The sequence below is a fragment of the Cupriavidus gilardii genome, from assembly GCF_008801915.1.
GTDB classification, from domain to species: Bacteria; Pseudomonadota; Gammaproteobacteria; order Burkholderiales; family Burkholderiaceae; genus Cupriavidus; species Cupriavidus gilardii.
Map to the genome: position 1 here is coordinate 95773 of NZ_VZOV01000006.1, position 25093 is coordinate 120865.

21 protein-coding genes are annotated in these 25093 nt (G+C 68.5%); 7 read left to right on the plus strand and 14 right to left on the minus strand.

Annotated features, from left to right (window positions below; genetic code table 11):
- Positions 1-167 precede the first annotated feature (167 nt).
- The 6 genes from F7Q96_RS10120 to F7Q96_RS10145 all read right to left on the minus strand — a co-directional run bounded on the left by F7Q96_RS10120 (position 168) and on the right by F7Q96_RS10145 (position 5155).
- Positions 168-812 (minus strand): glutathione S-transferase family protein, encoded by a 645-nt coding sequence (locus F7Q96_RS10120; RefSeq protein WP_053822207.1) that lies wholly within the window; start codon positions 810-812, stop codon positions 168-170.
- 46 nt (positions 813-858) lie between these two features.
- A complete protein-coding gene (locus tag F7Q96_RS10125) occupies positions 859-2046 on the minus strand; it encodes an aminotransferase-like domain-containing protein (protein WP_151022587.1) in 1188 nt (395 codons plus the stop codon).
- Between the two features lie 100 nt (positions 2047-2146).
- Complete coding sequence (locus tag F7Q96_RS10130; RefSeq protein ID WP_053822206.1) at positions 2147-2611, minus strand: RidA family protein; 465 nt, start codon at positions 2609-2611, stop codon at positions 2147-2149.
- Positions 2612-2644: 33 nt separating this feature from the next.
- Positions 2645-3580 (minus strand): DMT family transporter, encoded by a 936-nt coding sequence (locus F7Q96_RS10135; protein ID WP_144425897.1) that lies wholly within the window; start codon positions 3578-3580, stop codon positions 2645-2647.
- A 115-nt stretch (positions 3581-3695) separates the two neighbouring features.
- A complete protein-coding gene (locus F7Q96_RS10140) occupies positions 3696-4349 on the minus strand; it encodes a LysE family translocator (RefSeq protein WP_082371510.1) in 654 nt (217 codons plus the stop codon).
- Between the two features lie 5 nt (positions 4350-4354).
- Positions 4355-5155 carry an alanyl-tRNA editing protein gene (locus F7Q96_RS10145; RefSeq protein ID WP_082371509.1) on the minus strand — a complete coding sequence of 267 codons (801 nt, stop codon included), beginning with the start codon at positions 5153-5155 and terminating at the stop codon, positions 4355-4357.
- Between the two features lie 235 nt (positions 5156-5390).
- Between F7Q96_RS10145 and F7Q96_RS10150 the strand changes: the two genes are divergently transcribed.
- From F7Q96_RS10150 to F7Q96_RS10165, 4 genes are all read left to right on the plus strand, one after another.
- Complete coding sequence (locus F7Q96_RS10150) at positions 5391-6995, plus strand: aminotransferase-like domain-containing protein (RefSeq protein ID WP_082371508.1); 1605 nt, start codon at positions 5391-5393, stop codon at positions 6993-6995.
- Positions 6996-7171: 176 nt separating this feature from the next.
- Positions 7172-9079 carry a molecular chaperone HtpG gene (htpG, locus tag F7Q96_RS10155; protein WP_053822204.1) on the plus strand — a complete coding sequence of 636 codons (1908 nt, stop codon included), beginning with the start codon at positions 7172-7174 and terminating at the stop codon, positions 9077-9079.
- Positions 9079-9609 carry a DNA-deoxyinosine glycosylase gene (locus tag F7Q96_RS10160; protein ID WP_053822203.1) on the plus strand — a complete coding sequence of 177 codons (531 nt, stop codon included), beginning with the start codon at positions 9079-9081 and terminating at the stop codon, positions 9607-9609. The genes htpG and F7Q96_RS10160 overlap by 1 nt, the downstream gene beginning before the upstream one ends.
- A gap of 97 nt (positions 9610-9706) precedes the next feature.
- The gene (locus F7Q96_RS10165; protein WP_053822202.1) at positions 9707-10609 is read left to right on the plus strand and encodes a class I SAM-dependent methyltransferase; all 903 of its coding nucleotides are present in this window, start codon (positions 9707-9709) and stop codon (positions 10607-10609) included.
- Positions 10610-10772: 163 nt separating this feature from the next.
- On the opposite strand, the gene F7Q96_RS10170 is transcribed toward F7Q96_RS10165, so the two are convergent.
- Positions 10773-12422 (minus strand): ABC transporter substrate-binding protein, encoded by a 1650-nt coding sequence (locus F7Q96_RS10170; protein WP_053822201.1) that lies wholly within the window; start codon positions 12420-12422, stop codon positions 10773-10775.
- A 385-nt stretch (positions 12423-12807) separates the two neighbouring features.
- On the opposite strand from F7Q96_RS10170, the gene trmB reads away from it, so the two are divergent.
- Complete coding sequence (gene trmB / locus F7Q96_RS10175; RefSeq protein ID WP_170265901.1) at positions 12808-13485, plus strand: tRNA (guanine(46)-N(7))-methyltransferase TrmB; 678 nt, start codon at positions 12808-12810, stop codon at positions 13483-13485.
- Between the two features lie 126 nt (positions 13486-13611).
- Here trmB and F7Q96_RS10180 read toward each other — a convergent pair whose 3' ends face one another.
- From F7Q96_RS10180 to F7Q96_RS10205, 7 genes are all read right to left on the minus strand, one after another.
- Positions 13612-14814 (minus strand): DUF2863 family protein, encoded by a 1203-nt coding sequence (locus F7Q96_RS10180; protein ID WP_053822200.1) that lies wholly within the window; start codon positions 14812-14814, stop codon positions 13612-13614.
- 244 nt (positions 14815-15058) lie between these two features.
- Positions 15059-15208: a hypothetical protein gene (locus F7Q96_RS26805; RefSeq protein ID WP_170265902.1), complete on the minus strand. Its 150-nt coding sequence runs from the start codon at positions 15206-15208 to the stop codon at positions 15059-15061.
- Positions 15209-15433: 225 nt separating this feature from the next.
- On the minus strand, positions 15434-18139 hold the full coding sequence (gene acnA, locus F7Q96_RS10185; protein WP_053822199.1) for an aconitate hydratase AcnA: 2706 nt from the start codon (positions 18137-18139) through the stop codon (positions 15434-15436).
- A 296-nt stretch (positions 18140-18435) separates the two neighbouring features.
- Positions 18436-19911 (minus strand): bifunctional 2-methylcitrate dehydratase/aconitate hydratase, encoded by a 1476-nt coding sequence (locus tag F7Q96_RS10190; RefSeq protein ID WP_053822198.1) that lies wholly within the window; start codon positions 19909-19911, stop codon positions 18436-18438.
- A gap of 67 nt (positions 19912-19978) precedes the next feature.
- Entirely contained in the window at positions 19979-20608 is a 630-nt protein-coding gene (locus tag F7Q96_RS10195) for a hypothetical protein (protein WP_151022589.1), read from the minus strand.
- 214 nt (positions 20609-20822) lie between these two features.
- Complete coding sequence (locus tag F7Q96_RS10200) at positions 20823-21803, minus strand: HpcH/HpaI aldolase/citrate lyase family protein (RefSeq protein WP_053822197.1); 981 nt, start codon at positions 21801-21803, stop codon at positions 20823-20825.
- Between the two features lie 238 nt (positions 21804-22041).
- Positions 22042-23025, minus strand: coding sequence for a malate dehydrogenase (locus F7Q96_RS10205; RefSeq protein ID WP_006578853.1), 984 nt, complete (start codon positions 23023-23025; stop codon positions 22042-22044).
- A 426-nt stretch (positions 23026-23451) separates the two neighbouring features.
- Between F7Q96_RS10205 and F7Q96_RS10210 the strand changes: the two genes are divergently transcribed.
- Together F7Q96_RS10210 and sdhC are read left to right on the plus strand one after the other, a co-directional pair.
- Positions 23452-24303, plus strand: coding sequence for a GntR family transcriptional regulator (locus F7Q96_RS10210; RefSeq protein ID WP_053822196.1), 852 nt, complete (start codon positions 23452-23454; stop codon positions 24301-24303).
- 336 nt (positions 24304-24639) lie between these two features.
- On the plus strand, positions 24640-25050 hold the full coding sequence (gene sdhC, locus F7Q96_RS10215; protein ID WP_006578084.1) for a succinate dehydrogenase, cytochrome b556 subunit: 411 nt from the start codon (positions 24640-24642) through the stop codon (positions 25048-25050).
- Positions 25051-25093: the final 43 nt, after the last annotated feature.

Consider the following 25093-nt stretch of genomic DNA (forward strand, 5'->3'; position numbering starts at 1 on the left):
GCCCGGGGCGCGCGTCCGGTGTGCAGCGTACTCCAATTGTTGCGGAACGGAAATGTCTGCTTGCCGGCACGGCGGCGATGGAACGGCGAGGAAAGGCCGCCCCGGGAGGCGGGCGGCCGGCATCGACGGTGGCGCCCAGGCGGTACGGATCGGCGCTTGCGCGGTGCTCAGGCGAGCGGCAGCACCAGGATGCCCGAGGCGGCCGGCCGCGCACGCATCTTCGCCAGCCAGCGCTCCAGTTCCGGACGCGGCTCGCGCTGGATCGGCATGCCCATCCAGCGGTGCGCGGCGCAGGCCAGCGAGATGTCGGCCATGCTGAAGCGGTCGTCGCAGATGAACTCGCGCCCGGTCAGCGCCTTGTCGAGCAGCGCGGCAAGCGGCTCGGCGCGCGCAATCGAGCGGGCGACCGCATCGGCGTCGCGGCGCTCTGCCGGCGTGCGCACGGTCTGCACGAAGGCGTCGACCATGGCCGGCGTGAAGGCGGTGTTCTGCCAGTCCATCCAGCGGTCGGCGGAGGCGCGCGTGCGCACGTCCTCCGGCCACAGCGTGCCTTCGCCATACTGCGCGCACAGGTAGCGCACGATCGCATTCGATTCCCACAGCACGAACGGCTCGCCGCCGATATCGGTGCCGCGGAAGTCTTCGATCACCGGGATCAGCCGGTTCGGGTTCAGGCGGACGTAGGCCTCGGTGTCCAGGTCGCCGCGCGTGACGCCGATATCGATCCGCTCGTGATCGAGATGCAGCTCACGCGCGCACCAGACGACCTTCTGGACGTTGATCGAAGAGAGCCGGCCCCAGATGCGCAACATATCGGTCTTCCTTGTTCTGGACGGTGCCGCGGCCTGTCGATCCCGATCAGGCGGCCCTGGCCTGGCCGGCCTGCGCCGCGATGGCCTCGGCGAACAGCTTGCCGAGGATCGCCACCCCTTGCTCGATGCGCTCGGGCGGCACCGTGACGAAGGCCAGCCGCAGCGCATTCTGGCGCGGATTGGTGGCGAAGAACGGGGCGCCGGGCACATAGGCGACATTGCGCTTGACCGCCTCCTGCAGGATCGCCATGCTGTCCAGCCCCTCGGGCAGCGACATCCAGATGAACATGCCACCCTCGGGCTGGTTCCACTTGACGCCGGCCGGCATGTGGCGCGACAGCGCGTCCAGCATGTAGCGGCACTGGCTGCCGTACAGCTCGCGGATGGTCGGGATATGCGTATCGAGCAGGCCGTCGCGGATGGTTTCGTAGGCGACGCGCTGGGTGAAGCTCGGCGTATGCAGGTCCGAGGCCTGCTTGGCCTGGCACAGCTTGAAATGCAGATCGGGCGGGGCGATCACGTAGCCCAGACGCAGGCCCGGGGCCAGCACCTTGGAGAACGAGCCCATGTAGATCACGCCGTCCGGGTTCATCGACAGCAGCGTCGGCAGCTGGTTGCCGGTGTAGCTGAGCTCGCCGTAGGGATCGTCCTCGATCAGCAGCACGTTCAGTTCGCGGGCGCGCTGCACCAGCGCCTGGCGGCGCTCCAGCGGCATGCGGCGGCCGGTCGGGTTCTGGAAGTTCGGCAGCGCGTACAGGAAGCGCGCGCCCGCGGTCAGCTCGGCGGTCAGCGCCTCGGGCTGCAGGCCCTGGTCGTCGCTAGGCAGCGAGACGAACTCGGGCTCGAACAGCGAGAAGGCCTGCAGCGCGCCGAGATAGCTGGGCGTCTCGACCAGCACCGGGCTGCCCGGATCGATCAGCACCTTGGCCAGCAGGTCCAGCGCCTGCTGCGAGCCGGTGGTGATCAGCACGCGCTCGACATCGACGCCGTGACGGCGCGCGATGAATTCGCGCAGCGGCAGATAGCCTTCGGTGGCGGTGTACTGCAGCGCGGCGTGCGGGTTGTCGGCGAATACACGGGCCACCGCCTGTTCCATCGCGGCGACCGGGAAGGTCGCGGGCGACGGCAAGCCGCCGGCGAACGAAATGACTTCCGGACGCTCGGTGACCTTGAGGATTTCGCGGATGGCCGAGCTGGTCAGTTGTTGCGCCCGGCGGGAGATGGCCCAATGCATGATGGTCTCTTGTGTGGTTCTCGCGCGGCGGCGCCGCGCGATGTCGGTCAAATCGATGTGGCGATGCGCGGCGCGCACGCCTGAAACGGTGGGGCTGGTCTTATTGGGCGGCTTGCACCTCGACGATCATCTCGATCTCGACGCAGGCGCCCAGCGGAATCTGCGCGACGCCGAACGCGCTGCGCGCATGCTTGCCCTTGTCGCCGAACACTTCGGCCAGCAGCTCGGAGCAGCCGTTGGTGACCAGGTGCTGCTCGGTGAAGTCCGGCGTCGAATTGACCAGGCTCATCACCTTGACGATGCGCGTCACGCGGTTCAGGTCGCCGACATGCGCGTGCAGCGTCGCCAGCAGGTCGATCGCGATCGCGCGCGCCGCCGCCTTGCCCTCTTCGGTGCCCAGCTGGTCGCCGAGCTTGCCGACCCACGGCTTGCCGTCCTTGCGGGCGATATGGCCCGACAGGAAGACCGTGTTGCCGGTCTGCGCGGCCATCACGTAGGCGGCGGCCGGGGCGCCGGCGGCCGGCAGTTCGATGCCCAGGCGGGCGAGGGTGTCGTAGACGGACATGAAGACTCCTGTTTCTCGAGAGTTCGGGGTGGTTCAGCGGGATCGTGCCGGCGGCAGGCCGGTGGACGCGGCGGCAGCGGCAGTAGCGGCAGCAGCGGGCGCGGCGCGTACCGCGGTGCGGCGGCCCAGCGCCACCACCGCGATCACCGCGACGGCGAAACCGATGGTGGGCGCGTCGAGCGGCTCGGCCAGCAGCCAGGCGCCGCCGGCCAGCGTCATGAACGGCTGCAGCAATTGTATCTGGCCGACGCGGGCCACGCCCCCTTTCGCCAGTCCGGCGTACCAGAAGACGAAGCCGATGAACATCGAAAAGAGCGAGACGTAGGCCATGCCCAGCCATGCGCGCGCCGACGCGGCGGCGATCTGCGGCAGCGTCTGCGCGGCCAGCCACGCGACCGTCGGCAGCACCACCGGCAGCGAGACGACCAGCGCCCAGCTGATCGTTTCGAGGCCGCCGAGCTCGCGCGACAGCTTGCCGCCTTCGGCGTAGCCGAGCGCGCCCAGTACCATCGCGGCGAACAGCAGCCAGTCGGCGTGCTGCAGCGCGCCGGCGCCTTGCCACAGCGCGAAGCCGACCACCAGCGCGCTGCCCGCGAGCGCCGCGGCCCAGAATGCGGTCGACGGCCGCTCGCGGCCGAACCAGGCGGCGAATACCGCGGTGGCCAGCGGCAGCAGCCCGATCACGATCGCGCCATGGCTGGCCGGCACCTCGCGCATCGCCAGCGACGAGAACAGCGGAAAGCCGATCACCACGCCCAGCGCGGTCACGGCAAGCCGCAACCATTGTCCGCCACGCGGGCGGCGCGCCGCCGACAGCGCGCCGCGTTGCCACAGCAGCGCCAAGGCGAGCAGCGTGGCGACCAGCGCGCGGGCCAGCGCGACGAAGGTGGCGTCGAGCTCGGCCACCGCCATCCGCGTAAAAGGCAGCGTCTGGCTGAAGATCGCCACGCCGATGAAGCCGAGCAGCATGCCGCCGCTCGGGGTGTCGGCCGGCATGGCCGCGCGCGATGAACAGGTCGCGGCGGAGTCGCGTTGCGTCATGACAGGGTCCTGGTGGCGTTCATGCGGGGCCGCTTGTGCAGCGTCAAGAAAGCGCGGGCCGCCCGGCGAAGGCGATCCACAGCGCGGTGGCGGCCAGCGCCAACCCCATCGCGCGGTTGAACCAGCGGATGCGCTGGCCGACCTGCAGCCACTGGCGCAGCGACGCGCCCATCGCGCCGTAGGCGCCGTTGCTCAGAAAGCCGAACACGCCGAACACCGCGCACACCAGCAGGCCGCGCTGCAGCGGCGACGCGGCGCCCGACATGTAGGAGGCGGCGATCGCCAGCGCCAGCATCCAGGCCTTGATGTTGGCGTACTGCAGCGCCACCGATTGCCAGACCGACAGCGGCGCCAGCACCTGCCGCTCGCTGAGCGCGGCGCTGCGGCCGATCTTCGCGGCCAGCCACAGCAGATAGGCCACGCCGGCCAGATGGACGATCGTGGCCAGCACCGGGCTGGCCACGATCAGCGCGCCGACGCCGGCCGCGCACAGCGCGAGGATGCTGGCAAAGCCGAGCGCGACGCCGATGCAGTGCGGCAGCGTCGCGCGCAGGCCGAAATTGGCCCCGGTCACCGCGGCAATGGTGGTGTTGGGTCCCGGTGTGAACAGGCCGACCGTCATCAGCGACAGCAGCGCGGCAAACTGCGTCACGCTCAGCCCGGCGAGCCAGCCGGCCGGCGCGGCATCCATCGGCATCGCACTCATGCCGCGGCGCGCGCCGGCCTGGCGTCGGAGCCGGCCTGGGCAGCCGCGGCCTGTCCGCCCGCCTCGGCGAAGTTGACGACCACGCGCCGGTTGGTGCGGCTCTTCTTCTCGATCCTGGTCACCGCCACCGGGCCGATCTCGCCGACCGCGGCAACATGGGTGCCGCCGCAGGGCTGCCGGTCGATGCCGGGGATCTCGATGATGCGGATCTGGCCGGTGCCCGCGGGCGGCGCCGCGCCGATGGTGCGTACCAGTTCCGGCTCGGCCGCCAGCTGCTCCGGCGTGATGCGGTCGATCCGGACCGGCGTATTGGCGGCGATCAGCGCATTGAGCCGCTCGCTGAGCTCGGCCTTGTCCAGCGTTGATTCGGGCAGATCGAAGTCGATCCGCGCCGTGTCCGGGTTGATGTTGCAGCCGGTCACCGGCACGGGGATCAGCGAGCCGAGCAGATGCAGGCAGGTGTGCAGCCGCATCAGCCGATGGCGGCGCGCCCAGTCGATCGCGACGGTGACGCGCTCGCCCGGGGCCAGCGCCGGCAGCGGCTGGTCGAGCGCGGGCACGTGCAGGATCGCGCTGCGGTCGGCCGCGTACAGGGTTTCGCCCAGCGCGATCGTGCTGCCGTCGGCCAGGGTCAGCGTTCCGGTATCGCCAGCCTGGCCGCCGCTGCGCGCGTAGCAGACGGTTTCGTCGAGCACGATGCCTTCGGGCAGTACCGCGAGCACGGTGGCGTCGCAGCGGTCGAGATAGGCGTCCTCGTCGAAGCGCTTGCGCGTCGGCGGCAACGGGGTGTCGGACATCGGGAGTCTCCTGTCGTGCGGGTGCGGGTTATCTGGATCGGTATGGGTCGTCCGCCGGGGCCTGTACCGGTGCGGCGGCCTGTCGCGGCATGGCCTTGCCGGCCGGACAGTCGGCGCCGCTGCGCCGGGTGACGCCGGACCGGCTTTTATCGTGTGTCGATGTTAGACAAGGTTGTCGGTACAGTACCGATACAGTTATTCTGCTGATCCTCAGTACAGTTTTCGGGGGCCGTCCATGGAAACAGGAAATCAGGCCGGGTCGCCGCACGGCGAGACCGGGCAAGCGCCGCCGGCCGGGCAAGCGACCGAGGCGGCCGGCAGGCCGGCGCGCGCCGCCAGCCGCCGTCCGCTACGGCTGGTCCTGCCGTCGGCCCCTCCGGCATCGGGCGAGCTGTCGGCAGCGGACAGCCTGCCGGACCCGGTGCCCTCTGCGCAGATGACGCTGGTCGGGCAGCTGACCGAATGGGCGCGGATGCGGATCGAGGAGCGGGTGTTCCGCCCCGGCATGCGCATGCCTTCGATCCGGCAGCTCGCCCAGGACAAGGGCATCTCGCGCTTTACCGTGGTCGAGGCCTATGACCGGCTGGTCGCGCTGGGCTATCTGGAATCGCGGCGCGGCTCCGGCTTCTTCGTGCGCGAGCGCGGGCCGTCGATCGGCCCCGGCCCGGGCACCGGCCTGCCAGCCGAGGGCGCCTCGACGGCGCCGCATGCGTCGCGCAACATCGACGTGCCCTGGCTGCTGCGCAACATGTTCCACCGTGCCGAGCCGCGCAAGGCGCCGGGCCTGGGCTTCCTGCCCAACGACTGGCTCGACGGCGAACTGATCGGCAGCGCGCTGCGCGGCCTGGCGCGCCAGCCGGGCAGCCATTTCCTGGCCAGCGGCACGCCCGAAGGCTTCCTGCCGCTGCGCCAGCAGCTGCGCACGCGGCTGGCGGAGCTGGAAATCGGCGCCGCGCCCGAGCAGATCGTGCTGACTTCCGGGATCACGCAGGCACTGGACCTGATCGCGCGGCTCTATGTTCGTCCCGGCGATCCGGTGCTGGTCGGCGATCCGGCCTGGTTCGTGATGTTCGCGCGCTTCGCCGCCCAGGGTGCGCAGGTGATCGGCGTGCCGTACACGGCCGAGGGTCCTGACCTCGAAGCGCTGGAGCGCATCGTGCAGGCCCATCGTCCGCGGCTGCTGGTCCTCAATTCGGTGCTGCACAATCCGACCGGCACCTCGCTGTCGGCCGCCAAGGCCTTCCAGCTGCTGCGGCTGGCCGAGCAGTACGACTTCCTGGTGGTCGAGGACGACATCTACTGCGACCTGTGCCCGCCCGGCCATCCGGCCACGCGGCTGGCCAGCCTGGACCAGTTGCGCCGCGTGATCTACCTGGGCAGCTTCTCCAAGACGCTGGCCGCCAATCTGCGGGTCGGCTTCGTCGCGGCGCGCCCCGAACTGGCGCAGAGCCTGACCGACACCAAGCTGCTGGCCGGGCTGGCCACGCCGGAGATCAACGAGCGCGTGCTGTACAAGGTGCTGACCGAAGGCCACTACCGCAAGCACGTCGAGCGCGTGCGCAATCGCCTCGAGCGCGCCCGCGACGAGACCCGGCACGCGCTGGAGAAGCTGGGGCTGACGCTGTTCCCCGGCCAGCATGCCGGCATGTACCTGTGGGCCGATACCGGCCGCGATACCAACGCGATCGCCACCGCCGGACACGAGGAGGGCTATCTGTTCGCGCCCGGCAGCCTGTTCTCGCCGTCGCAGCTGCCGTCGGGCTGGATGCGCTTCAACGTCGCCTGCGGCCACGATCCGCAGATGCTGGATTTCCTGGCCCGCCAGCTGGACCGGCTGTAGCCCGCGGCCGCCCCGGCCGCCTCGAGCGCCGGGCCGCCACTTGAAAATCCGCCGGGGCGTCCCTATCTGGCCGCCACCGGCGCCGCCATGCCACCCACCCCGGCGCACCGGACCGAACGATGGGCGCTGCCGCCTTTGCGCGGCGGCGGCGCCGGGATTCATTGACGAGGAGAACCATGAACGCCACGCACGAGACGATGAGCTTCCAGGCGGAAGTCAAGCAGCTGCTGCATCTGATGATCCACAGCCTGTACAGCAACAAGGAGATCTTCCTGCGCGAGCTGATCTCGAACGCCTCGGATGCCACCGACAAGCTGCGCTTCGAGGCGATCGCCAATCCCGCGCTGCTCGAGAACGACGCCGACCTGGCGATCCGCATCGAGACCGACAGCAAGGCCCGCACCATCACGATCACCGACAACGGCATCGGCATGAGCCGCGACGAGGCGATCCGCAACCTCGGCACGATCGCGCGTTCGGGCACCAAGGAATTCTTCGAGCAGCTGTCGGGCGACCAGCAGAAGGACGCGGCGCTGATCGGCCAGTTCGGCGTCGGCTTCTACTCGGCCTTCATCGTGGCCGACCGCGTCACCGTCGAGACCCGCCGCGCCGGCCTGGCCGCCTCCGAGGGGGTGCGCTGGGAGAGCGCCGGCGACGGCGAGTTCACCGTCGATGCGATCGAGCGCACCGAGCGCGGCACCGCGATCACGCTGCATCTGCGCGAGGGCGAGGACGACTTCCTGTCGGCATGGAAGATCAAGGACATCATCCGCAAGTACTCGGACCATATTTCGCTGCCGATCCGCATGCCCAAGGAGGTCTGGGACGCCGACACCAGCGCGTACAAGCGCACCGACGAGTGGGAGAGCGTCAACCAGGCCAGCGCGCTGTGGACGCGGGCCAAGAGCGACATCACCGAGGAGCAGTACGTCGCCTTCTACCAGCACATCGCGCACGACCACGAGAAGCCGCTGGCATGGACGCACAACCGCGTCGAAGGCCGCAACGAATACACGCAGCTGCTGTACATCCCGGCGCGCGCGCCGTTCGACCTGTGGGACCGCAACCATCGCGGCGGCCTGAAGCTGTACGTCAAGCGCGTCTTCATCATGGACGATGCCGAGCAGCTGCTGCCGAACTACCTGCGTTTCGTCAAGGGCGTGATCGATTCGTCCGACCTGCCGCTGAACGTGTCGCGCGAATTGCTGCAGGAAAGCCGCGACGTCAAGGCGATCCGCGAAGGCAGCACCAAGCGCGTGCTGTCGATGCTCGAAGCGATGGCCGACAGCGAGGACCAGGCCGAGCGCGACAAGTACGCGAGCTTCTGGCAGCAGTTCGGCCAGGTGCTCAAGGAAGGCCTGGGCGAGGACACCGCGAACCAGGAGCGTCTCGCCAGGCTGCTGCGCTTCGCCTCGACCCATCAGGATTCGGCCGAGCAGACCGTGTCGCTGGCCGACTATGTCGGCCGCATGAAGGAAGGGCAGGACAAGATCTACTACGTGACCGCCGACACCTGGAATGCCGCCAAGGCCAGCCCGCATCTGGAGGTGTTCCGCAAGAAGGGTATCGAGGTGCTGCTGCTGACGGACCGCGTCGACGAATGGATGCTGTCCTTCCTGAACGAGTTCGACGGCAAGGAGCTGGTGTCGGTCGCGCGCGGCGGCCTGGACCTGGGCGCGCTGGCCGACGAAGAGGAAAAGGCCGAGCAGCAGAAGGCCGAGGACGAATGGAAGGACGTGCTGACGCGCGCCAGGGAGGTGCTGGCAGACAAGGCCAAGGACGTGCGCGTGACGCTGCGCCTGACCGACTCGGCCTCGTGCCTGGTGTCGGACGAGGGCGAGATCAGCGGCTATCTGCAGCGGCTGCTGAAGCAGGCCGGCCAGAAGGCGCCGCAAACCAAGCCGATCCTCGAGCTGAACCCGTCGCACGCGCTGGTCGGCAAGCTGCGCCAGCTTGGCGAGAGCGATGCCGACGCCTTCGCCGACCGCGTCCACGTGCTGTTCGACCAGGCGCTGCTGGCCGAGGGCGGCATGCTGGAAGACCCCGCCGCCTACGTGCAGCGGATCAACAAGCTGCTGGCCTGATGCCGGCCCGGCGCGGCGGGTCAGTGGAGGCGGCACCGGCAGACCTGCAGCAGGGCCTGCCGCCGGTGATCGACCGCCATACCCGCGTGCTGATCCTCGGCAGCTTCCCGGGCGCGGCGTCGCTGGCCGCGCGCCAGTACTACGCGCATCCGCGCAACCAGTTCTGGCCGCTGCTGGGGGCGCTGCTCGGCGAGCCGCTGCCCGAGCTGCCCTATGCGGAACGGCTGACGCGCGTGCTGGCGCATCGCGTCGGCATCTGGGACGTGCTGGGCGCCTGCGTGCGGCCCGGCAGTCTCGATTCCAATATCCGCCACCCGCAGGCCAACGACTTCGAGCGCCTGCGGCAGCTGGCGCCGGCGCTGCGCCGCGTCGGTTTCAACGGCGGCACCTCGGGCCGCTTCGCGCCGCAATTCGCCGCGGCCGGCTACGAGACCGTGGTGCTGCCTTCGTCCAGCCCCGCCCATGCCGCGCGCACCTTCGAGCAGAAACTGGAGCTGTGGCGCGCGCTTCTGTCACAATCGCGGCCGTGATTGACGCCGACCGCCTCTTCGAATGGGGCGGTCTTTCCGTAGCCCGCCGCATTGCTGACTGCGTTGCGGACCGCATTGCCGACCGCATTGCCGACCCATGACCCTGTTGAAAAGAAAATCGATCGAAGCCGTGGCTTCGCGCCGCCCCGCGCGCGGCGAACGCGAGCGCGCCGCGCGCCGCCACGATCGCGACACGGCCGCCGACCGTGACCCGAGCGACGAGAAACGGATGACGCCGCGCTTTGCGCCGGTGACCTTCTCCGAGTGGAACGGCGTGCGCTATCTGCATTTCGGCACGGAGTGGGTGCAGGGCGCGATGCGGCTGCGCAAGCCCGATGCGATCGAGCTGGAGTACGCGCAGCAGATGATGGCCTGGCTGTTGTTCCTGTCGCCGTCGCAAGCCGATTTCCATATCGCGCAGCTGGGCCTGGGCGCGGCCTCGCTGACGAAGTTTTGCCACCGGCATTTCGCCAAGGCGCGTGTCACTGCGGTGGAGCTCAATCCCGCGGTGATCGTTGCCGGCCGCAGCATGTTCGGCCTGCGCGAGAACGATGCGCGGCTGACCGTGCGCGAGCAGGATGCCTGGGACTATGTGATGGACCCCGCCAGCACCGCCGCGCATGACGTGCTGCAGGTCGACCTGTACGACGCCACCGCGCGCGGGCCGGTGCTCGACACCACGGCGTTCTACAAGGCCTGCCGGCGCGTGCTGAAGGACCCCGGCGTGATGACGATCAACCTGTTCGGCGACCACGACAGCTTTCCGAAGAACATCGTGCGGATCTGCGAGGCCTTCGACGATCGCGTGCTGGTGTTCCCGGAGGTGCATGACGGCAACGTGATCGCGCTGGCGTTCAACGGGCCGCCGATCGATATCGACTGGGAGAGCCTGGACCAGCGCGCGCGCGTGGTGCAGGAAGCGACCGGCCTGCCGGCGCGGCAATGGGTCAAGGGCCTGCGCCGCGCGAACGCGCGGCAGGAGGCGCGCTTGCGGATTTGACGCGGCAGCGCGTTCGATCCCGCCTGATGGTGTTCTCCCTCTCCCCTCAGGGGGAGAGGGTTGGGGAGAGGGAGGTGGTTTTCGACTGCGGTAGTGTCTGGACCGCCGTTGGCCTCTGCCCCAAGAGGGGCGCCTGCCCGCCTGATTCGGGAGCCGCCTGTCGCTATTCCTTGTGGAAGAACTGCGCCAGCGACCATTCGTCGGTGCGTGCTTCGTAGCGGATGCCCTTGCGCATCGCCCACATCGCCAGCTGGCTGTGCGACGGAATGATGGCGTGGTCGGCCAGCGCGAACTTCGCCGCCGCGCGGGCGTTCTCCTCGCGCGCCTTGTCGCTGCTGATCGTGGTCAGCGAGGTCTCGATCAGCTTGTCCAGCTGCGGATTGCTGTAGCGCCCCCAGTTCCACGTGCCGTAGCCGGTCTTGGGATCGGGCGTGCCCGTGATCGAGCGCAGCGCGACGTCGGCCGCGGCCGAGCCCCAGCCCAGCATCTGGAACGAGAAATCGCCCTGGCGCGCGCGCGTGAAGTAGGCCGCCACCGGCATCGTCTCCACCTTGGTCTGGATGCCGATGCGCGTCAGCATGCTGGCGGTGGCCTGCGCCACCTGCGCGTCGTTCAGGTAGCGGTTGTTGGTCGCATGCAGCGTCAGGCCGAAGCCGTCGGGGTAGCCCGCCTGCGCCAGCAGCTGCCTGGCGCGCTGCGGATCGTAGGCGTCGGGCCTGGTGCCCGGATGGCCGAAGATCTGCGGCGAGACGATCGACGAGGCCGGCACCGCCAGGCCTTCCATGATGCGCGAGACGATCGCGTCGCGGTTCAGCGCGTGGCTGATCGCGGCGCGCACGCGCGCGTCCTTGAACGGGTTCTTGCCGAGCGGCTTGCCGGCGCGGTCGGTCACATAAGGCGGGTTGTCGCGCGACTGGTCCATCTGCCAGAAGATCGTGCGCCACGAGACCTGCTGCTCGATGCGAAAGCGTGCGTCCTTCTTCAGCTTCGCCACGTCGGCCGACGGCACGCTCTCGATCACGTCGACATCGCCGGCCAGCAGCGCCGAGGTGCGCGCGCCGCTGTCGGTGATGATGCGGAACACCGCGCGGTCCCACTCGGGCTTCGGGCCCCAGTAGTCCGGATTGCGCTCCATCACGATCTCGCTGCCGCGCGCGAAGCGGACGAACTTGAACGGCCCGGTGCCGATCATCGCCTTGCCGCTGTCGAAGTCGGTCTGGTTCAGCGTGGCGGCGATGCGCTTGGGCATGATCGGTACGCTGTTCAGGTCGTTGGCGAGGTTGGCGTAGTTGCGCACGTTCATCGTCAGCCGCACCGTCAGCGGGTCGGGCGTATCGATCCGCGCGATCGGCTTGGTGTAGCTGGTGAACGAGCCCGGCGCGTTGGTCAGCTTCTCGGGGCGCTGCAGCGACGCCTTGACGTCCTCGCTGGTGAACGGCGCGCCGTCGTGCCACTTGACGTTGGGACGCAGCTTGATTTCCCAGGTGGTGGCGTCGATCGGCTTCCACGATAGCGCGAGCCCCGGGATGTAGCGGGCGTTCTTGTCCATGAACACCAGCGATTCGAAGATATGCAGCGCGATCGCGTTGTTGGGCCCGGCGTTGTTCCAGTGCGGGTCCATCGACGTGACGTCGGCCGCCAGGCCGATGCGCAGGTCTTCGGCCTGCGCGGCGCCGGCCGGCAGCAGCGCGAAGGCCGCGCTCGCGCCCAGCGTGGCCAGCAGCGCGGCGCTGGCCTGCAGCCAGCCGCGGCGCGACGGCAGGGCAGGGGTGGTCTGGCGGGACTGGTGAAGAGGGCGTTGGCGGTGCGGCATCGTTCGTTGGCTCCTGGTACGGGCCTGCGCGGTGGCTGCTGCTGCTGCTGCTGCTGCTGCTGCTGCTGCGGCCGAGGCGGGCAGGCGGGTTCGCGGATGGCTTTGTTGCGCATTGTGCCGATAAATCGCGGGGCGCGTGCGATGCGTGCGTCATATGCTTATGGCGGCCGCAGGCGTCCGGGCGGGCAGGCACAACGCACTCATCCGAAGGGCACCCACCGAAGCGCAGCCCCGAAGCGCACCCCCGAAGCGCACCCCCGAAGCGCACCCACCGAAGCGCACCCACCGAAGCGCAGCCCCCGAAGCGCGATCGGCGAAGTGCGACCATCGAAGCGCACCGGCGGCAAAGCGTGCCGACCGGAGCGCGCCCGGTAGAATCGCGCCCATGTTCGCCAACTCCCGTCCGATCGCATCGGCCCAGACCGATGCCCACCAGCAGCTCGCCACCCGCGTCGCCCGTCATCTCGCCGAGCCGTTCCGCAAGCCGATCGGCGAGGTCAGCCGGCGCGCGCTCGATGCGGCGCTGGCGAGCTGGCAGGCGGCCGGCGGGGCGCCGCTGATTCTCGATGCCGGCTGCGGCGTCGGCGAAAGCACGCTGCGGCTGGCGCAGGCACATCCCGACCACTTCGTCATCGGCGTCGATCAGTCGGAGAAGCGGCTGACGGCCGGCAAGGACTGGTGGCAGGGCGCGCTGCCGGGCAACTTCGTCTGGGCGCGCGCCGATCTGGTCGATGTCTGGCGCCTGCTGCAGCGCGACCGCATTGCGGTGGCGCGCCACTACGTGCTGTATCCGAATCCGTGGCCCAAGATCGGTCACCTGGGACGGCGCTGGCACGGCCATGCGGTGTTTCCCGCGCTGGCCGCTTGCGGCGACTACCTGGAGTGCCGCAGCAACTGGCCCGTCTATATCGACGAATTCGCGCAGGCGCTGGCGCTGGTGGGCCGGCCCGCGCGTACCGAGCCGTGGCATCCGGAACAGCCGATGACGCCGTTCGAGCGCAAGTACCGGGCCTCGGGCCACCCGCTGTGGCGCTGCGTCAGCGAGGGGCCGGCGCCCCAATGAAAACGGCCCGCATCGCTGCGGGCCGTGGACCTGTCTGTCGTCCCCGCGAAAGCGGGGTTCCAGTGACTGCGGTGGTTCGCAAGACGCTGGGTCCCCGCCTGCGCGGGGACGACCGGATGCGAAACCTCAGTGGAACAGCGGCTGCTGCGTCGGCGCGTCCTCGGGCAGCTCGGCGTGCACGATCTCGCCGGAGCGGTCGGCGTACAGCGGCGTGCCGCAGTCCTCGCAGTATTCGGGATCGAACAGCGACGCGTGGCGGAAGATGTCGTCGACGCCGGCGTTGCGCAGTTCCTCGCAGATCTGTTCGAGCGGATTGCCTTGCCCGCTGTCGTCGATCTCGCCCGACTCGCGGCCGTAGACCGGCCAGACGATGCCGTAGATCACGTCCTTCTCTCCGCGCATCGTGAACGCGACGCGGTATTCCTCGACCTCGTCCTCGCCGAAGGCCGCGGTGACCGCGGCCAGCTGGCCGGCGGTGATATCGAGCGTGCCGCACAGGTAGTTGACCGCCGCGCGCACCGTCAGCGGACGGATGCTCTTGTCCGACTCGCGGCACGACAGGAAGAAGGCGTCGGGCAGCAGCAGCTCGAACTCGCAGCCGGGCAGCAGCAGCGCCAGCGAGGGCTGGACCTGCGTGCGCCATTGCTCCAGGCACACCGAGCGCTCGGCGTGGTGTTCCTTCGATTCCTCCTGCCAGCGGAACAACGGCTGCTCGTGCTCGGCGACCACCACCGCCAGCAGATAGCGCGGGTCGGCCAGGATCGGCGCGGTCTCGGGCAGGTCGCGCAGATCGACCTTGGGCGCGACGCCGGCCAGCGCGGCCGAGATCAGCTTGTGGGTCAGCGCGAAGGTGTCGCTATGGGTGCGCGGCAGCTGGTCGATGCTGTACAGATACGGCGACAGCGCCATCCGCGCATTCGAGGCCAGCACATGGGCCTGCAGGTGCACGGCGAGCGTCTGCGCCTGCTCGGGCTTGAGCGCGCCCGACGGAATCGCGTAGCGGGTGTGGGCCAGGATCGGCGCCGCGATCAGCAGCGCGTCGTAACGCACGCCGTCGATTTCGACCGTGGCCGACTCCGCCAGCGTCTCGGCCTGCTCGGCCAGCACGTCGGAGGCGTCGACGTTGTGCTTGAACAGATGCTCGAGCGCGGCGTCCAGCGCGGATTGGCTGCCGTTTTTCAGCAGCCGGCCCAGGCGTTGCGATAGGCGCCGTTCCCAATACGCGTCCTCCATGCGGCTACCCGACGCATCCAGTGCGAGCGCATCGGCGACGAGACGCTCCGCGTCCGGCGACAGTCGTTGAGAGGCCTTGGGGCGAAAACCTGCCATATGCTGAGTTCATCCGTTTTTCGGTAAAACGGTATTCTACTCGTTGCGTTGACACGGCCCAGCGAACGCATGGGCAAACCCTGATGGGTCTGGCATGCGCCCGCATGATCGGCGTGTCGGCGTCGCCTGCATCTTCCCGCATCCGTCGGGGCGTGCAGCGTGTCCCTGTTGGACCGGCGCGGTATCGCCGCGCGACGCATCGGAACGGTGTCCGCCTTGACACAAGCCCGTCAGGGCTGCCGGGTCACTTCTGGGTCTTGGCCTCGCCCGAGGCCGGCGCGTGCGTCTCGGTGCCGTGTTGCTCGCCACCCATCGAGACGTCGCCGCCTCCCTGCATCAGCAGCATCAGGGCGGCGCCGGCAATGACGATAAAGGCGATCAGGATCTTGGCCATGCTTTGTCTCCTAGGTCTCGTTGGCGGCCGCCGGGGCGGGGCCGCGCTGTTCTGTGGATGAGACCGAGTGTGGCAGCGCAGTCTTGCGTGGAACTTACATGGCGGCCCGGAGCAGCGCTGAAGCGGCCATGACGAACCATGACCGAAGCATGGCGGCTTCGTGACAAATTCATGACGGCGCCATGGCGCCCCGGTCAACCGCAACCGGGAGCCATGGCGCGGCGCTTACGCCACCAGCAACTGCCGCAGCACGAACGGCAGGATGCCGCCGTGGTTGAAGTAGTCGACCTCGATCGGCGTGTCGATGCGCAGCAGCAGCGGCACGCGCTGGGTCTGGCCGCCGTCGCGGTGGATCACCAGCGTGACGTCCTGTTGCGGCCGCAGTTCGCCCTCGATGCCTTCGATGTCGAAGGTCTCGGTGCCGGTCAGGCCCAGCGACTGGGCGCTGTCCTCGCCCTTGAACTGCAGCGGCAACACGCCCATGCCGACCAGATTCGAGCGGTGGATCCGCTCGAAGCTGCGCGCGATCACCGCCTTGACGCCCAGCAGCTGCGTGCCCTTGGCCGCCCAGTCGCGCGACGAGCCGGTGCCGTATTCCTCGCCGCCGAACACCACCGTCGGCGTACCCTCGGCGATGTACCGCATCGCTGCGTCGTAGATCGACAGCTGTTCGCCCGACGGCTGGAACAGCGTGTAGCCGCCCTCGACGCGGGTGCCGTCTTCCCGCGGCGGGATCATCAGGTTCTTGATGCGGACATTGGCGAAGGTGCCGCGCATCATCACCTCATGGTTGCCGCGGCGCGAGCCGTAGCTGTTGAAGTCGGCCTTCAGCACGCCGTTCTCGAGCAGGTACTTGCCGGCCGGCGAGGTGTCCTTGATCGAGCCCGCGGGCGAGATATGGTCGGTGGTCACCGAGTCGCCGAAGATGCCGAGCGCGCGGGCGCCGCGGATGCTGCGCGCGCCGCTGTCGGGCTCCATCGTGAAGTTCTCGAAGAACGGCGGCTGCGCGATGTAGGTCGACTTCGGCCAGTCGTAGACCTGGCCCGAGGTGCCCTTGATCTTGCCCCACAGCGTGCTCGGCTTCTTGACCTTCTCGTAGTTGTCCTTGAAGGTCTCCTCGTCCATCGCGAAGCGCATCAGCGCGTTGACCTCGTCCGAGGTCGGCCAGATGTCGCCGATATAGATGTCGCGCCCGTTCCTGCCCTTGCCCAGCGGCTCGGTCATCAGGTCGCACAGGATGTTGCCCGCGATCGCATAGGCCACGACCAGCGGCGGCGACGCGAGGAAGTTCGCGCGGATGTTCGGATGGATGCGCGCCTCGAAGTTGCGGTTGCCGGACAGCACCGCGGCGGCCACCAGGTCGTTCTGCACGATGGCCTCGTTCAGCGACGGGGCCAGATCGCCGGCATTGCCGATGCAGGTGGTGCAGCCGTAGGCGGTGACGCCGAAGCCCAGCTTCTCCAGGTACGGCAGCAGGCCCGCGGCCTTCAGGTATTCGGTCACCACGCGGCTGCCGGGGGCCAGCGACGTCTTGATGTGCGGGGCCACGTTCAGGCCCGCCTGCACCGCCTTCTTGGCCAGCAGGCCGGCGGCCAGCATCACGCTGGGGTTGGAGGTGTTGGTGCACGAGGTGATCGCGGCGATCAGCACATCGCCGTTGCGCACCGAAATGCCGTCCGAGGTCTTGTAGACGCGCTCCAGGTCGGCCGGGTCCTTGCTGAAGCCGTTCTCGGCGACCGGCTTGCTGAACAGGTCGGCGAAGGTCTGCTTGACGTTGCCGATCTCGATCCGGTCCTGCGGACGCTTCGGGCCCGCCAGCGACGGCGCCACCGTCGACAGGTCCAGCGTCAGCACCTTGGTGTAGTCGATCTCGCCGGCGCGCGGCACACCGAACAGTTGCTGCGCGCGGAAATACGCCTCGAACGCGGCGATCTCCTCCGGCGTGCGGCCGGTGCCGCGGAAATAGTCGATGGTCTTCTCGTCGACCGGGAAGAAGCCCATGGTCGCGCCGTACTCCGGCGACATGTTGCCGATGGTGGCGCGGTCGGGCACCGACAGGCTGGCGGTGCCTTCGCCGAAGAACTCGACGAACTTGCCGACCACCTTCTCGCGGCGCAGCATCTCGGTGATCGTCAGCACCAGGTCGGTGGCGGTGACGCCCTCGCGCAGCCTGCCCTGCAGTTCCACGCCGACCACGTCCGGCGTCAGGAAGTAGACCGGCTGGCCCAGCATGCCGGCCTCGGCCTCGATGCCGCCGACGCCCCAGCCGACCACACCGATGCCGTTGATCATCGTCGTGTGCGAGTCGGTGCCGACCAGCGTGTCGGGGTAGTAGACGCCTTCCTTCTGATGGACGCCGCGCGCCAGGTATTCGAGATTGACCTGGTGCACGATGCCGAAGCCGGGCTGCACCACGCCAAAGGTGTCGAACGCCTGCATGCCCCACTTCATGAACTGGTAGCGCTCGTTGTTGCGCTGGAATTCGAGCTGCATGTTCAGGTCGAGCGCCTTCTTCTCGCGGAAGTGGTCCACCTGCACCGAGTGATCGACCACCAGGTCGACCGGCACCAGCGGCTCGATCTTCTTCGGGTTCTGGCCCATCTTCTCGGCGACGTTGCGCATCGCGGCCAGGTCGGCCAGCAGCGGCACGCCGGTGAAGTCCTGCAGCACCACGCGGGCGACCACGAACGGGATCTCGTCGACGCGCGCGCCGTTCGGGTCCCAGTTGGCCAGCTGGCGCACGTGTTCCTCGGTCACCTTCTTGCCGTCGCAGTTGCGCAGCACCGACTCGAGCACCAGGCGGATCGACACCGGCAGGCGCTCGATGGCGACGCCCAGGGCCTTGCCCAACTGCGGCAGCGAGTAGAACTGTCCCTTCGCGGAAGGGCCGATCTGGAATTCTTTGAGCGTGTCGTTCAAGTTGTGGGGCATTGCCTGACTCCAATCGAAGAGGTGCTGTTTGCGGGACTTCGTGCGGGACGTTGTGCGAACCTGGTGCGCGTCGGCTTCACGTGGCAGCGGCCACCGGCTACCGCGGGCCCGGCGTGACGGCATCAGCATTACTTTATGCGTCACCTTCGGCGCGGGCAACCCGCACGCCACTTGGGCCTTTGCGCATGCTATACCAGTAAAAGAGCGTAACAAATCACATCTTGGGATGGTTACCCGAGGCGCCGGACGGCGACCCCCAGGATGCCGCGCCGGCGCCGATACCACTGTTGACGGCGCTATATGACGTACAGATCGACGTACTCGTGCACCGGCATGGCCTCCAGCGCCGCCTGGTCCAGCGACACGTCGAGGATCGCCTGCTGCTGTTTCGGCGGAAAGCGCCGCGCCAGGTTCGTGCGGAATTTCTCGACCAGCAGCGGGATGCCGTCCTCGCGGCGGCGCCGGTGCCCGATCGGATATTCGACCGCGACCTCGGGCAGTACCGTGCCGTCGGCGAGCTCCACCGTCAGCGCATTGGCGATCGAGCGCTTGTCCGGATCGTGATAGTCGGCGGTAAAGCCGGCATCCTCGACGCAGACGATCTTTTCGCGCAGCGCATCGATGCGCGGATCGGCGGCGACGCTGTCCTCGTAATCCTCGGCGGTCAGACGGCCGAACAGCAGCGGCACCGCGACCATGTACTGGATGCAATGGTCGCGGTCGGCGGGATTGGCCAGCGGCCCTTTCTTGTCGATGATGCGCAGGCACGCTTCGTGGGTCCGGATGGTCACGCGCCGGATCTCCGCCGCGCCGCGGCCCATGGCGTTCAGCAGCCCGTGCAATGTCATCGCGGCTTCGACCGCGGTCTGGGCGTGGAATTCGGCCGGGAACGAGATCTTGAACAGCACGTTTTCCATCACGTAGGAGCCGTACGGACGCTGGAAGCGGAAGGGCTTGCCGTCGAACAGCACGTCGTAGAAGCCCCAGGTCCTGGCCGTCAGCACCGAGGGATATCCCATTTCGCCGGTCCTGGCGATCAGCGCCAGCCGCACGCCGCGGCTGGTGGCATCGCCGGCGGCCCAGCTCTTGCGGCTGCCGGTGTTCGGCGCATGCCGATAAGTGCGCAGGCTCTGGCCGTCGACCCAGGCCAGCGACAGCGCATTGACGATCTCGTCGCGCGACAGGCCCAGCATCTGCGCGACCACCGCGGTCGTGGCGACCTTGACCAGCACCACATGGTCCAGCCCGACCTTGTTGAACGCATTCTCCAGCGCGATGCAGCCCTGGATCTCGTGGGCCTTGATCATCGCGGTCAGCACGTCCTTCATCGTCAGCGGCTTCCTGCCGCCCGCGACGCGCTGGCGCGACAGCCAGTCGGCGGTGGCCAGGATGCCGCCGAGGTTGTCGGACGGATGGCCCCATTCGGCCGCCAGCCAGGTGTCGTTGAAGTCCAGCCAGCGGATCATGGTGCCGATGTTGAAGGCGGCCTGTACCGGGTCGAGCTGGAACTGGGTGCCGGGGACCCGGGCGCCGTTCGGCACGACGGTGCCGGGCACGATCGGGCCGAGCAGCTTGGTGCAGGCGGGATAGGACAGCGCCTCGAGGCCGCAGCCGAGCGTGTCGATCAGGCAGTTGCGGGCGGTGTCGCAGGCGAGGGCGCTCTTGACCTGGTACCGGGTCACATAGTCGGCGATGTCGACCAGTACCCGGTCCGGCTCGGGGCGGAGGTCCGGCCCGGGATTGGAATGGAGATGCGGATTGGCTGCGGACACGACACTTCCCCTCGGTGTGGTGCTGCGTGGCCCCGCGGGCATGACCCACGGGGCCGGGTGCCGCGTCTTACTGGCGCGGCGCCGCTTGCTGCTCGGTGGCGCCGGCGGCCGGAGCCGCGGCTGCCGGCGCTGCCGGAGCGGCCGGGGCGGTCGCGCCTGGCTCGCTGCCCTGGGCCGGCGCCGACGGCGCAACCAGCAGCGGCTTGGTCACCGGGGCGCGCAGCGCGCCGGACTGGGTCGGCGCGGCGGCGCCGGCCAGCATCGCGGAGGTCTGGCACTCGTCCGCCAGGCGCTGGCCGTGGTTGCGGTCGAACAGCATGGCCTTGCTCGGGATCACCACCAGGTCCAGGCCCGATTGCGGGTCGAAATAGCGGTCGGCGCCGGTCACCGTGGCCTGGCGCGGCAGGCGGTGGTTGCGGCCGTCCCAGTGCACGGTGATCACTTCGTCGCGCAGCATGTTGCCGGCGACGTACAGCGACTTGCCGAGTTCGCACTGCCACTTCTCGCCTTCCGGCACCACCGGGGCCGCGGCGGCCGCGGCCTTGGTCGTGCGCTTCTTGCTGCTGGCCTTGGCCTTCGGTTTGGCGGCGCTCTTCTTGGCCGTGCTGGCCTTCTTGGCGGTTTCCTGGGCGATGGCGGCGCTGCCGGCCGACAGCGTGAAGACGCCGAGACAGGCGGCGAGCAGGAGGTGTTTCATCGGATACTTCCTCGAGATGATGGGTGGATGCGGAAATTGCAGGTCTGAGTCTGCGGATTCTGCGCTGTCGCGCTTGTTGTTGTTGGCCTTGGGGGCATGCCGGTCCGGATTCGCCCCGGACGCGGCGCCGCTATTCTCTCCGATTTGCCGGACCGCCGGCGCACCGTCTTTCGCGATGGCTGCGATGGCTCCGGTCGTGGGCCCGGCAGCCGGCTCAGCCGAAAAACAGTTCCGTCACATTGGCCGGCAGCGTGGCGCCGGTCGCGTGGGCACGCTGCAGCAGCGCCCAGTAGTAGCGGTAGCTGGCGCGGTCGTGCAGCTCGCCGTCGTGCCGGATCGGCGCCCAGTTGTTCTCGTGGGCGGCCAGCAGGATCGCGCTGGCCAGGCCGATTTCGTCGTGGCCCGGCTGGAAGGCCCGCACGATCGGTCCGATCTGCGCCGGATGGATGCTCCACTTGCGCAGGAAGCCCAGTTCGGCGCGGGCGCGACGGGCGTCCTCGCCGGCGCGCTCGGGGTTCTGGATATCGGTGCTGACGTTGTGCGACGGCACCTTGCCGTGCCGATGGCATGCGGCCGCGATCTCCAGCATCGCGCGGCGCACCAGCGGATGCTCGAACTGCTGCGGCGAGCGCATCGCCTCGCCGGGGATCGCGCCGTGATGCGCCGAGACGAAATCCATCAGGCCGAAGCTCAGGCATTCGACCTGCACCAGCGAGGCGATGCGGAACACCTGCTCGAGCGCCGCGTGGGTTTCGATCAGCACGTGGATCGGAATATGGCGGGCGATGCCGGCCGCGCGCGCGGCCTGGTTGACGCGGTCGGTCACGCGCGCGACCTCGACCACGTCGGTGACCTTGGGCACCGTCACGTAGGCCAGCCGCGCGCCGGCGCCGGCCACCAGGATATCGACGTCGTCGCCCCAGCTCGGATGGGCCGGGTCGTGGATGCGTACGCCGACGCGGTTGAACAGGTTCAGCGGGCTGTTGATCAGCTGCGCGCACAGCTGCGCGTGCTCGCGTTCGCTGCCGACCGCGGCGCCGTCCTCGCAATCGAGGGTCAGGTCGAACACCGGGCCGAGCTCCTGCTGCAGCGCCAGCGATTTGCGCATCAGCTTCTCGCTGCCGGCATAGTGGTCGCAGACCGGCAGCTGGACCGGTACGGCTTCGCCCTGGAACAAGACTTCGGATGGATGCACGTCGTCTTCGTCTTTAACGGTGTCAGAGGAAATCGGAAACTTCGGAAAGCGGGTTGGCCCGCCTCGCCGTCCCGCGGCAGGCGAGGGCAACGACGGCAAACCCCGAACAACCCGTTTACAGCGAAGGCGGCGCGGCCGGTATCGGACGTACGCCTACGCGGGGACCAACAAAAAACCGGGGCCCGCTTCGATGGTTCGATGCGGTGCCCCGGTTTCGCATGCGGCGAAGGGAAGGGTATCAGCCCAGCAGGTGCTGCACGCCGGCGCGTTCCTCTTCCAGTTCCTTCAGCGTGATGTTGATCTTTTCCTGGCTGTAGGCGTCGATCTCCAGGCCCTTGACCAGTTCGTACTTGCCGTTGGCGGTGGTGACCGGGAAGCCGAACATCACGTCCTGCGGGATGCCGTACGAGCCGTCCGACGGGATGCCCATCGTGACCCACTTGCCGTTCGAGCCCAGCACCCAGTCACGCACGTGGTCGATCGCCGCATTGGCGGCCGACGCGGCCGACGACAGGCCGCGCGCCTCGATGATCGCGGCGCCGCGCTTGCCGACGGTCGGCAGGAACACGTCGTTGTTCCAGGCGTGGTCGTTGATCAGGTCCTTGACGCTCTGGCCGTCGACGGTCGCGTAGCGGTAGTCGGCGTACATGGTCGGGCTGTGGTTGCCCCAGACGAACAGCTTCTCGATCGACGACACCGGCTTGCCGGTCTTGGCGGCGATCTGCGACAGCGCGCGGTTGTGGTCCAGGCGCAGCATCGCGGTGAAGTTTTCCTTCGGCAGGTTCGGTGCCGACTTCATCGCGATATAGGCGTTGGTGTTGGCCGGGTTGCCGACCACCAGCACCTTGACGTTGCGGCTGGCGACTTCGTCCAGCGCCTTGCCCTGCACCGTGAAGATCTGCGCGTTCGCTTCGAGCAGGTCCTTGCGCTCCATGCCCTTGCTGCGCGGACGGGCGCCGACCAGCAGCGCGACGTCGGCATCCTTGAACGCGACCTTGGGATCGTCGGTGATCACCACGCCGGCCAGCAGCGGGAACGCGCAGTCTTCCAGCTCCATCACGACGCCCTTGACGGCGTTCTGGGCCTGCGGCAGGTCCAGCAGCTGCAGGATGACCGGCTGGTCTTTGCCGAGCATGTCGCCGTTGGCGATGCGGAACAGCAGGGAGTAGCCGATCTGGCCAGCGGCGCCGGTCACTGCGACGCGCATGGGGGCTTTAGCCATCTGTAAGTCTCCAAACGAAGAAAGGGAAACCGGCCGGTGCGGCACGAGGCGCGGCGCGCGATCTGTCGCGCGATCGCGCCGGGGCACACCGGGAGGGAGGTTGTCGCCACGGGCGGCGGCGCACCGTCCGGCGCCGGGCTCGGCAGGGCGGGCGGGGGTGCGGCGGCTGCGAAAGACCGCGGATGACGACAAGGCGTAAGTCTACTGCGAAGCCGCGGACCGCATCCAGCCGTATTCCGGCGCAGGCGGGAGCGACAGCACCAAAGCGAGCGCCACGGCGCACCCCGGAGTGCGCACCGCGGGCGCACGACACGGCGCGAGTGTAGGCGCCGTGGCATGGGCTGTCAATTCATATGTCTTATATAAGACATAAGACATTTGATGCAGCGCTGGACGCGCTTTGCCGATCTGTGGTGAAATCCGCCTATGTCCACGTTGCCCACGTCCCTCGCCGCCGCCGTGCCGGCCGCGCAAGATGGCGCCGCCACGCCCGGCGCCGGGACGTCGGCGTCCGCGCCCGCCAGTGCCCCGGCCGCCTCGAGCGCCGCCAGCGCGGGCGTTTCCCCGACCTTCAGCCCGCTGTACCAGCAGATCAAGTCGCTGATCCTGCAGAGCCTGCAGTCCGGCGAATGGAAGCCGGGCGAGATGATTCCCAGCGAGATGGAGCTGGCGGCCCGCTACAAGGTCAGCCAGGGCACGGTGCGCAAGGCCATCGACGAGCTCGCGGCCGAGAACCTGGTGGCGCGCCGGCAGGGCAAGGGTACCTTCGTGACGACCCATCACGAGGACGTGGTCAAGTTCCGATTCCTGCGGCTGGTCCCGGACGAGGGCGAGCCGCACTACGGCGCCAGCCGGGTGCTCGAATGCAAGCGCCTGCGGGCGCCGGCCGAGATCGCGCGGCTGCTCGATATCCGCACCGGCGACAGCGTGGTGCAGATCCGCCGCGTGCTGTTCTTCTCCGGCGAAGCCACCGTGCTCGACGACATCTGGCTGCTGGGCGCGAACTTCAAGGGCCTGACGGCGGAGAAGCTGACCGAGTGGAAAGGGCCGATGTACGCGCTGTTCGAGGCCGAGTTCGGTACGCGCATGGTCCGCGCCACCGAGAAGATCCGCGCGGTCAGCGCCGACGAGACCGCCGCCGCGCTGCTGTCGGTCGAGCCGGGCTCGCCGCTGCTGTCGGTCGAGCGGGTTTCATTCACCTACGGCGACCGTCCCGTCGAAGTACGGCGCGGGCTGTATGTGACCACGCGGCACTATTACCAGAACGATCTGAGCTGAACGGCCCCGCGCACCCACGCGCGAGAACACCGCATGACGCGGACGATTGTTGCGCGCCTCGCCGTCAACGGCGGCCGGCATTGCGCGGGGCGATTGGAATGCGCGGCGAAGGTGGCGGAAGGTGCCGCGGACGCGCGGCGGCGGCGTGAAATCCGGCGCCGCCAGATCGTTGCGCGATCGTCGTCGAACGGCGTTGCGAGCGATTGTCGCGGCCGCCATGTTGGTGTGCGATAGTCGAAAATTATTGGTGCGCCGCGCAACAAAGGCGCTAAAATCACGTGGATTTGCACATTGTGCATTCGGCTCTTTCGTTTTTTTTCGCTAATGGGGTCTCGCATGGCTGAAGCCGTCAAACAAGCCAGGCCGGAGTTCCGGAATATCGGTATCGGGCAACTCGCACGCTACCGGTTGCCCTGGGCCGGCAAGGTGTCCATCCTGCATCGCGTCAGCGGTGCGCTGCTGTTCCTCCTCCTTCCTTTCATCCTCTACCTCTTCGAGCAGAGCGTCACTTCCGAACTGAGCTTCGCAAAGTTCTCGGCCCTTCTGTCCGGTGGCTTCGTCAAGCTGGTTCTGCTGGTTCTGATCTGGGGCTATCTGCATCACTTCTGCGCCGGTATCCGCTTCCTCCTGCTGGACATGCACGTCGGCGTGGACAAGCCGTCGTCGGCCAAGTCGGCCATCGCCGTGCTGATCGTCAGCCTGCTGCTGACCGCGGTGTTCGGCCTGAAGCTGTTCGGCGTGTTTTGAGGAGCATGCAAGGTGGCAAATAACAATATCGGTCCCAAGCGTC

What these genes read in the sequence shown, in the direction of transcription:
- F7Q96_RS10120 (WP_053822207.1), bottom strand. Translation starts at nt 812, where the DNA reads ATGTTGCGCATCTGGGGCCGGCTCTCTTCGATCAACGTCCAGAAGGTC.
- F7Q96_RS10125 (WP_151022587.1), bottom strand. Translation starts at nt 2,046, where the DNA reads ATGCATTGGGCCATCTCCCGCCGGGCGCAACAACTGACCAGCTCGGCC.
- F7Q96_RS10130 (WP_053822206.1), bottom strand. Translation starts at nt 2,611, where the DNA reads ATGTCCGTCTACGACACCCTCGCCCGCCTGGGCATCGAACTGCCGGCC.
- F7Q96_RS10135 (WP_144425897.1), bottom strand. Translation starts at nt 3,580, where the DNA reads ATGCTGCTCGGCTTCATCGGCGTGGCGATCTTCAGCCAGACGCTGCCT.
- F7Q96_RS10140 (WP_082371510.1), bottom strand. Translation starts at nt 4,349, where the DNA reads ATGCCGATGGATGCCGCGCCGGCCGGCTGGCTCGCCGGGCTGAGCGTG.
- F7Q96_RS10145 (WP_082371509.1), bottom strand. Translation starts at nt 5,155, where the DNA reads ATGTCCGACACCCCGTTGCCGCCGACGCGCAAGCGCTTCGACGAGGAC.
- F7Q96_RS10150 (WP_082371508.1), top strand. Translation starts at nt 5,391, where the DNA reads ATGGAAACAGGAAATCAGGCCGGGTCGCCGCACGGCGAGACCGGGCAA.
- htpG (WP_053822204.1), top strand. Translation starts at nt 7,172, where the DNA reads ATGAACGCCACGCACGAGACGATGAGCTTCCAGGCGGAAGTCAAGCAG.
- F7Q96_RS10160 (WP_053822203.1), top strand. Translation starts at nt 9,079, where the DNA reads ATGCCGGCCCGGCGCGGCGGGTCAGTGGAGGCGGCACCGGCAGACCTG.
- F7Q96_RS10165 (WP_053822202.1), top strand. Translation starts at nt 9,707, where the DNA reads ATGACCCTGTTGAAAAGAAAATCGATCGAAGCCGTGGCTTCGCGCCGC.
- F7Q96_RS10170 (WP_053822201.1), bottom strand. Translation starts at nt 12,422, where the DNA reads ATGCCGCACCGCCAACGCCCTCTTCACCAGTCCCGCCAGACCACCCCT.
- trmB (WP_170265901.1), top strand. Translation starts at nt 12,808, where the DNA reads ATGTTCGCCAACTCCCGTCCGATCGCATCGGCCCAGACCGATGCCCAC.
- F7Q96_RS10180 (WP_053822200.1), bottom strand. Translation starts at nt 14,814, where the DNA reads ATGGCAGGTTTTCGCCCCAAGGCCTCTCAACGACTGTCGCCGGACGCG.
- F7Q96_RS26805 (WP_170265902.1), bottom strand. Translation starts at nt 15,208, where the DNA reads ATGGCCAAGATCCTGATCGCCTTTATCGTCATTGCCGGCGCCGCCCTG.
- acnA (WP_053822199.1), bottom strand. Translation starts at nt 18,139, where the DNA reads ATGCCCCACAACTTGAACGACACGCTCAAAGAATTCCAGATCGGCCCT.
- F7Q96_RS10195 (WP_151022589.1), bottom strand. Translation starts at nt 20,608, where the DNA reads ATGAAACACCTCCTGCTCGCCGCCTGTCTCGGCGTCTTCACGCTGTCG.
- F7Q96_RS10205 (WP_006578853.1), bottom strand. Translation starts at nt 23,025, where the DNA reads ATGGCTAAAGCCCCCATGCGCGTCGCAGTGACCGGCGCCGCTGGCCAG.
- F7Q96_RS10210 (WP_053822196.1), top strand. Translation starts at nt 23,452, where the DNA reads ATGTCCACGTTGCCCACGTCCCTCGCCGCCGCCGTGCCGGCCGCGCAA.
- sdhC (WP_006578084.1), top strand. Translation starts at nt 24,640, where the DNA reads ATGGCTGAAGCCGTCAAACAAGCCAGGCCGGAGTTCCGGAATATCGGT.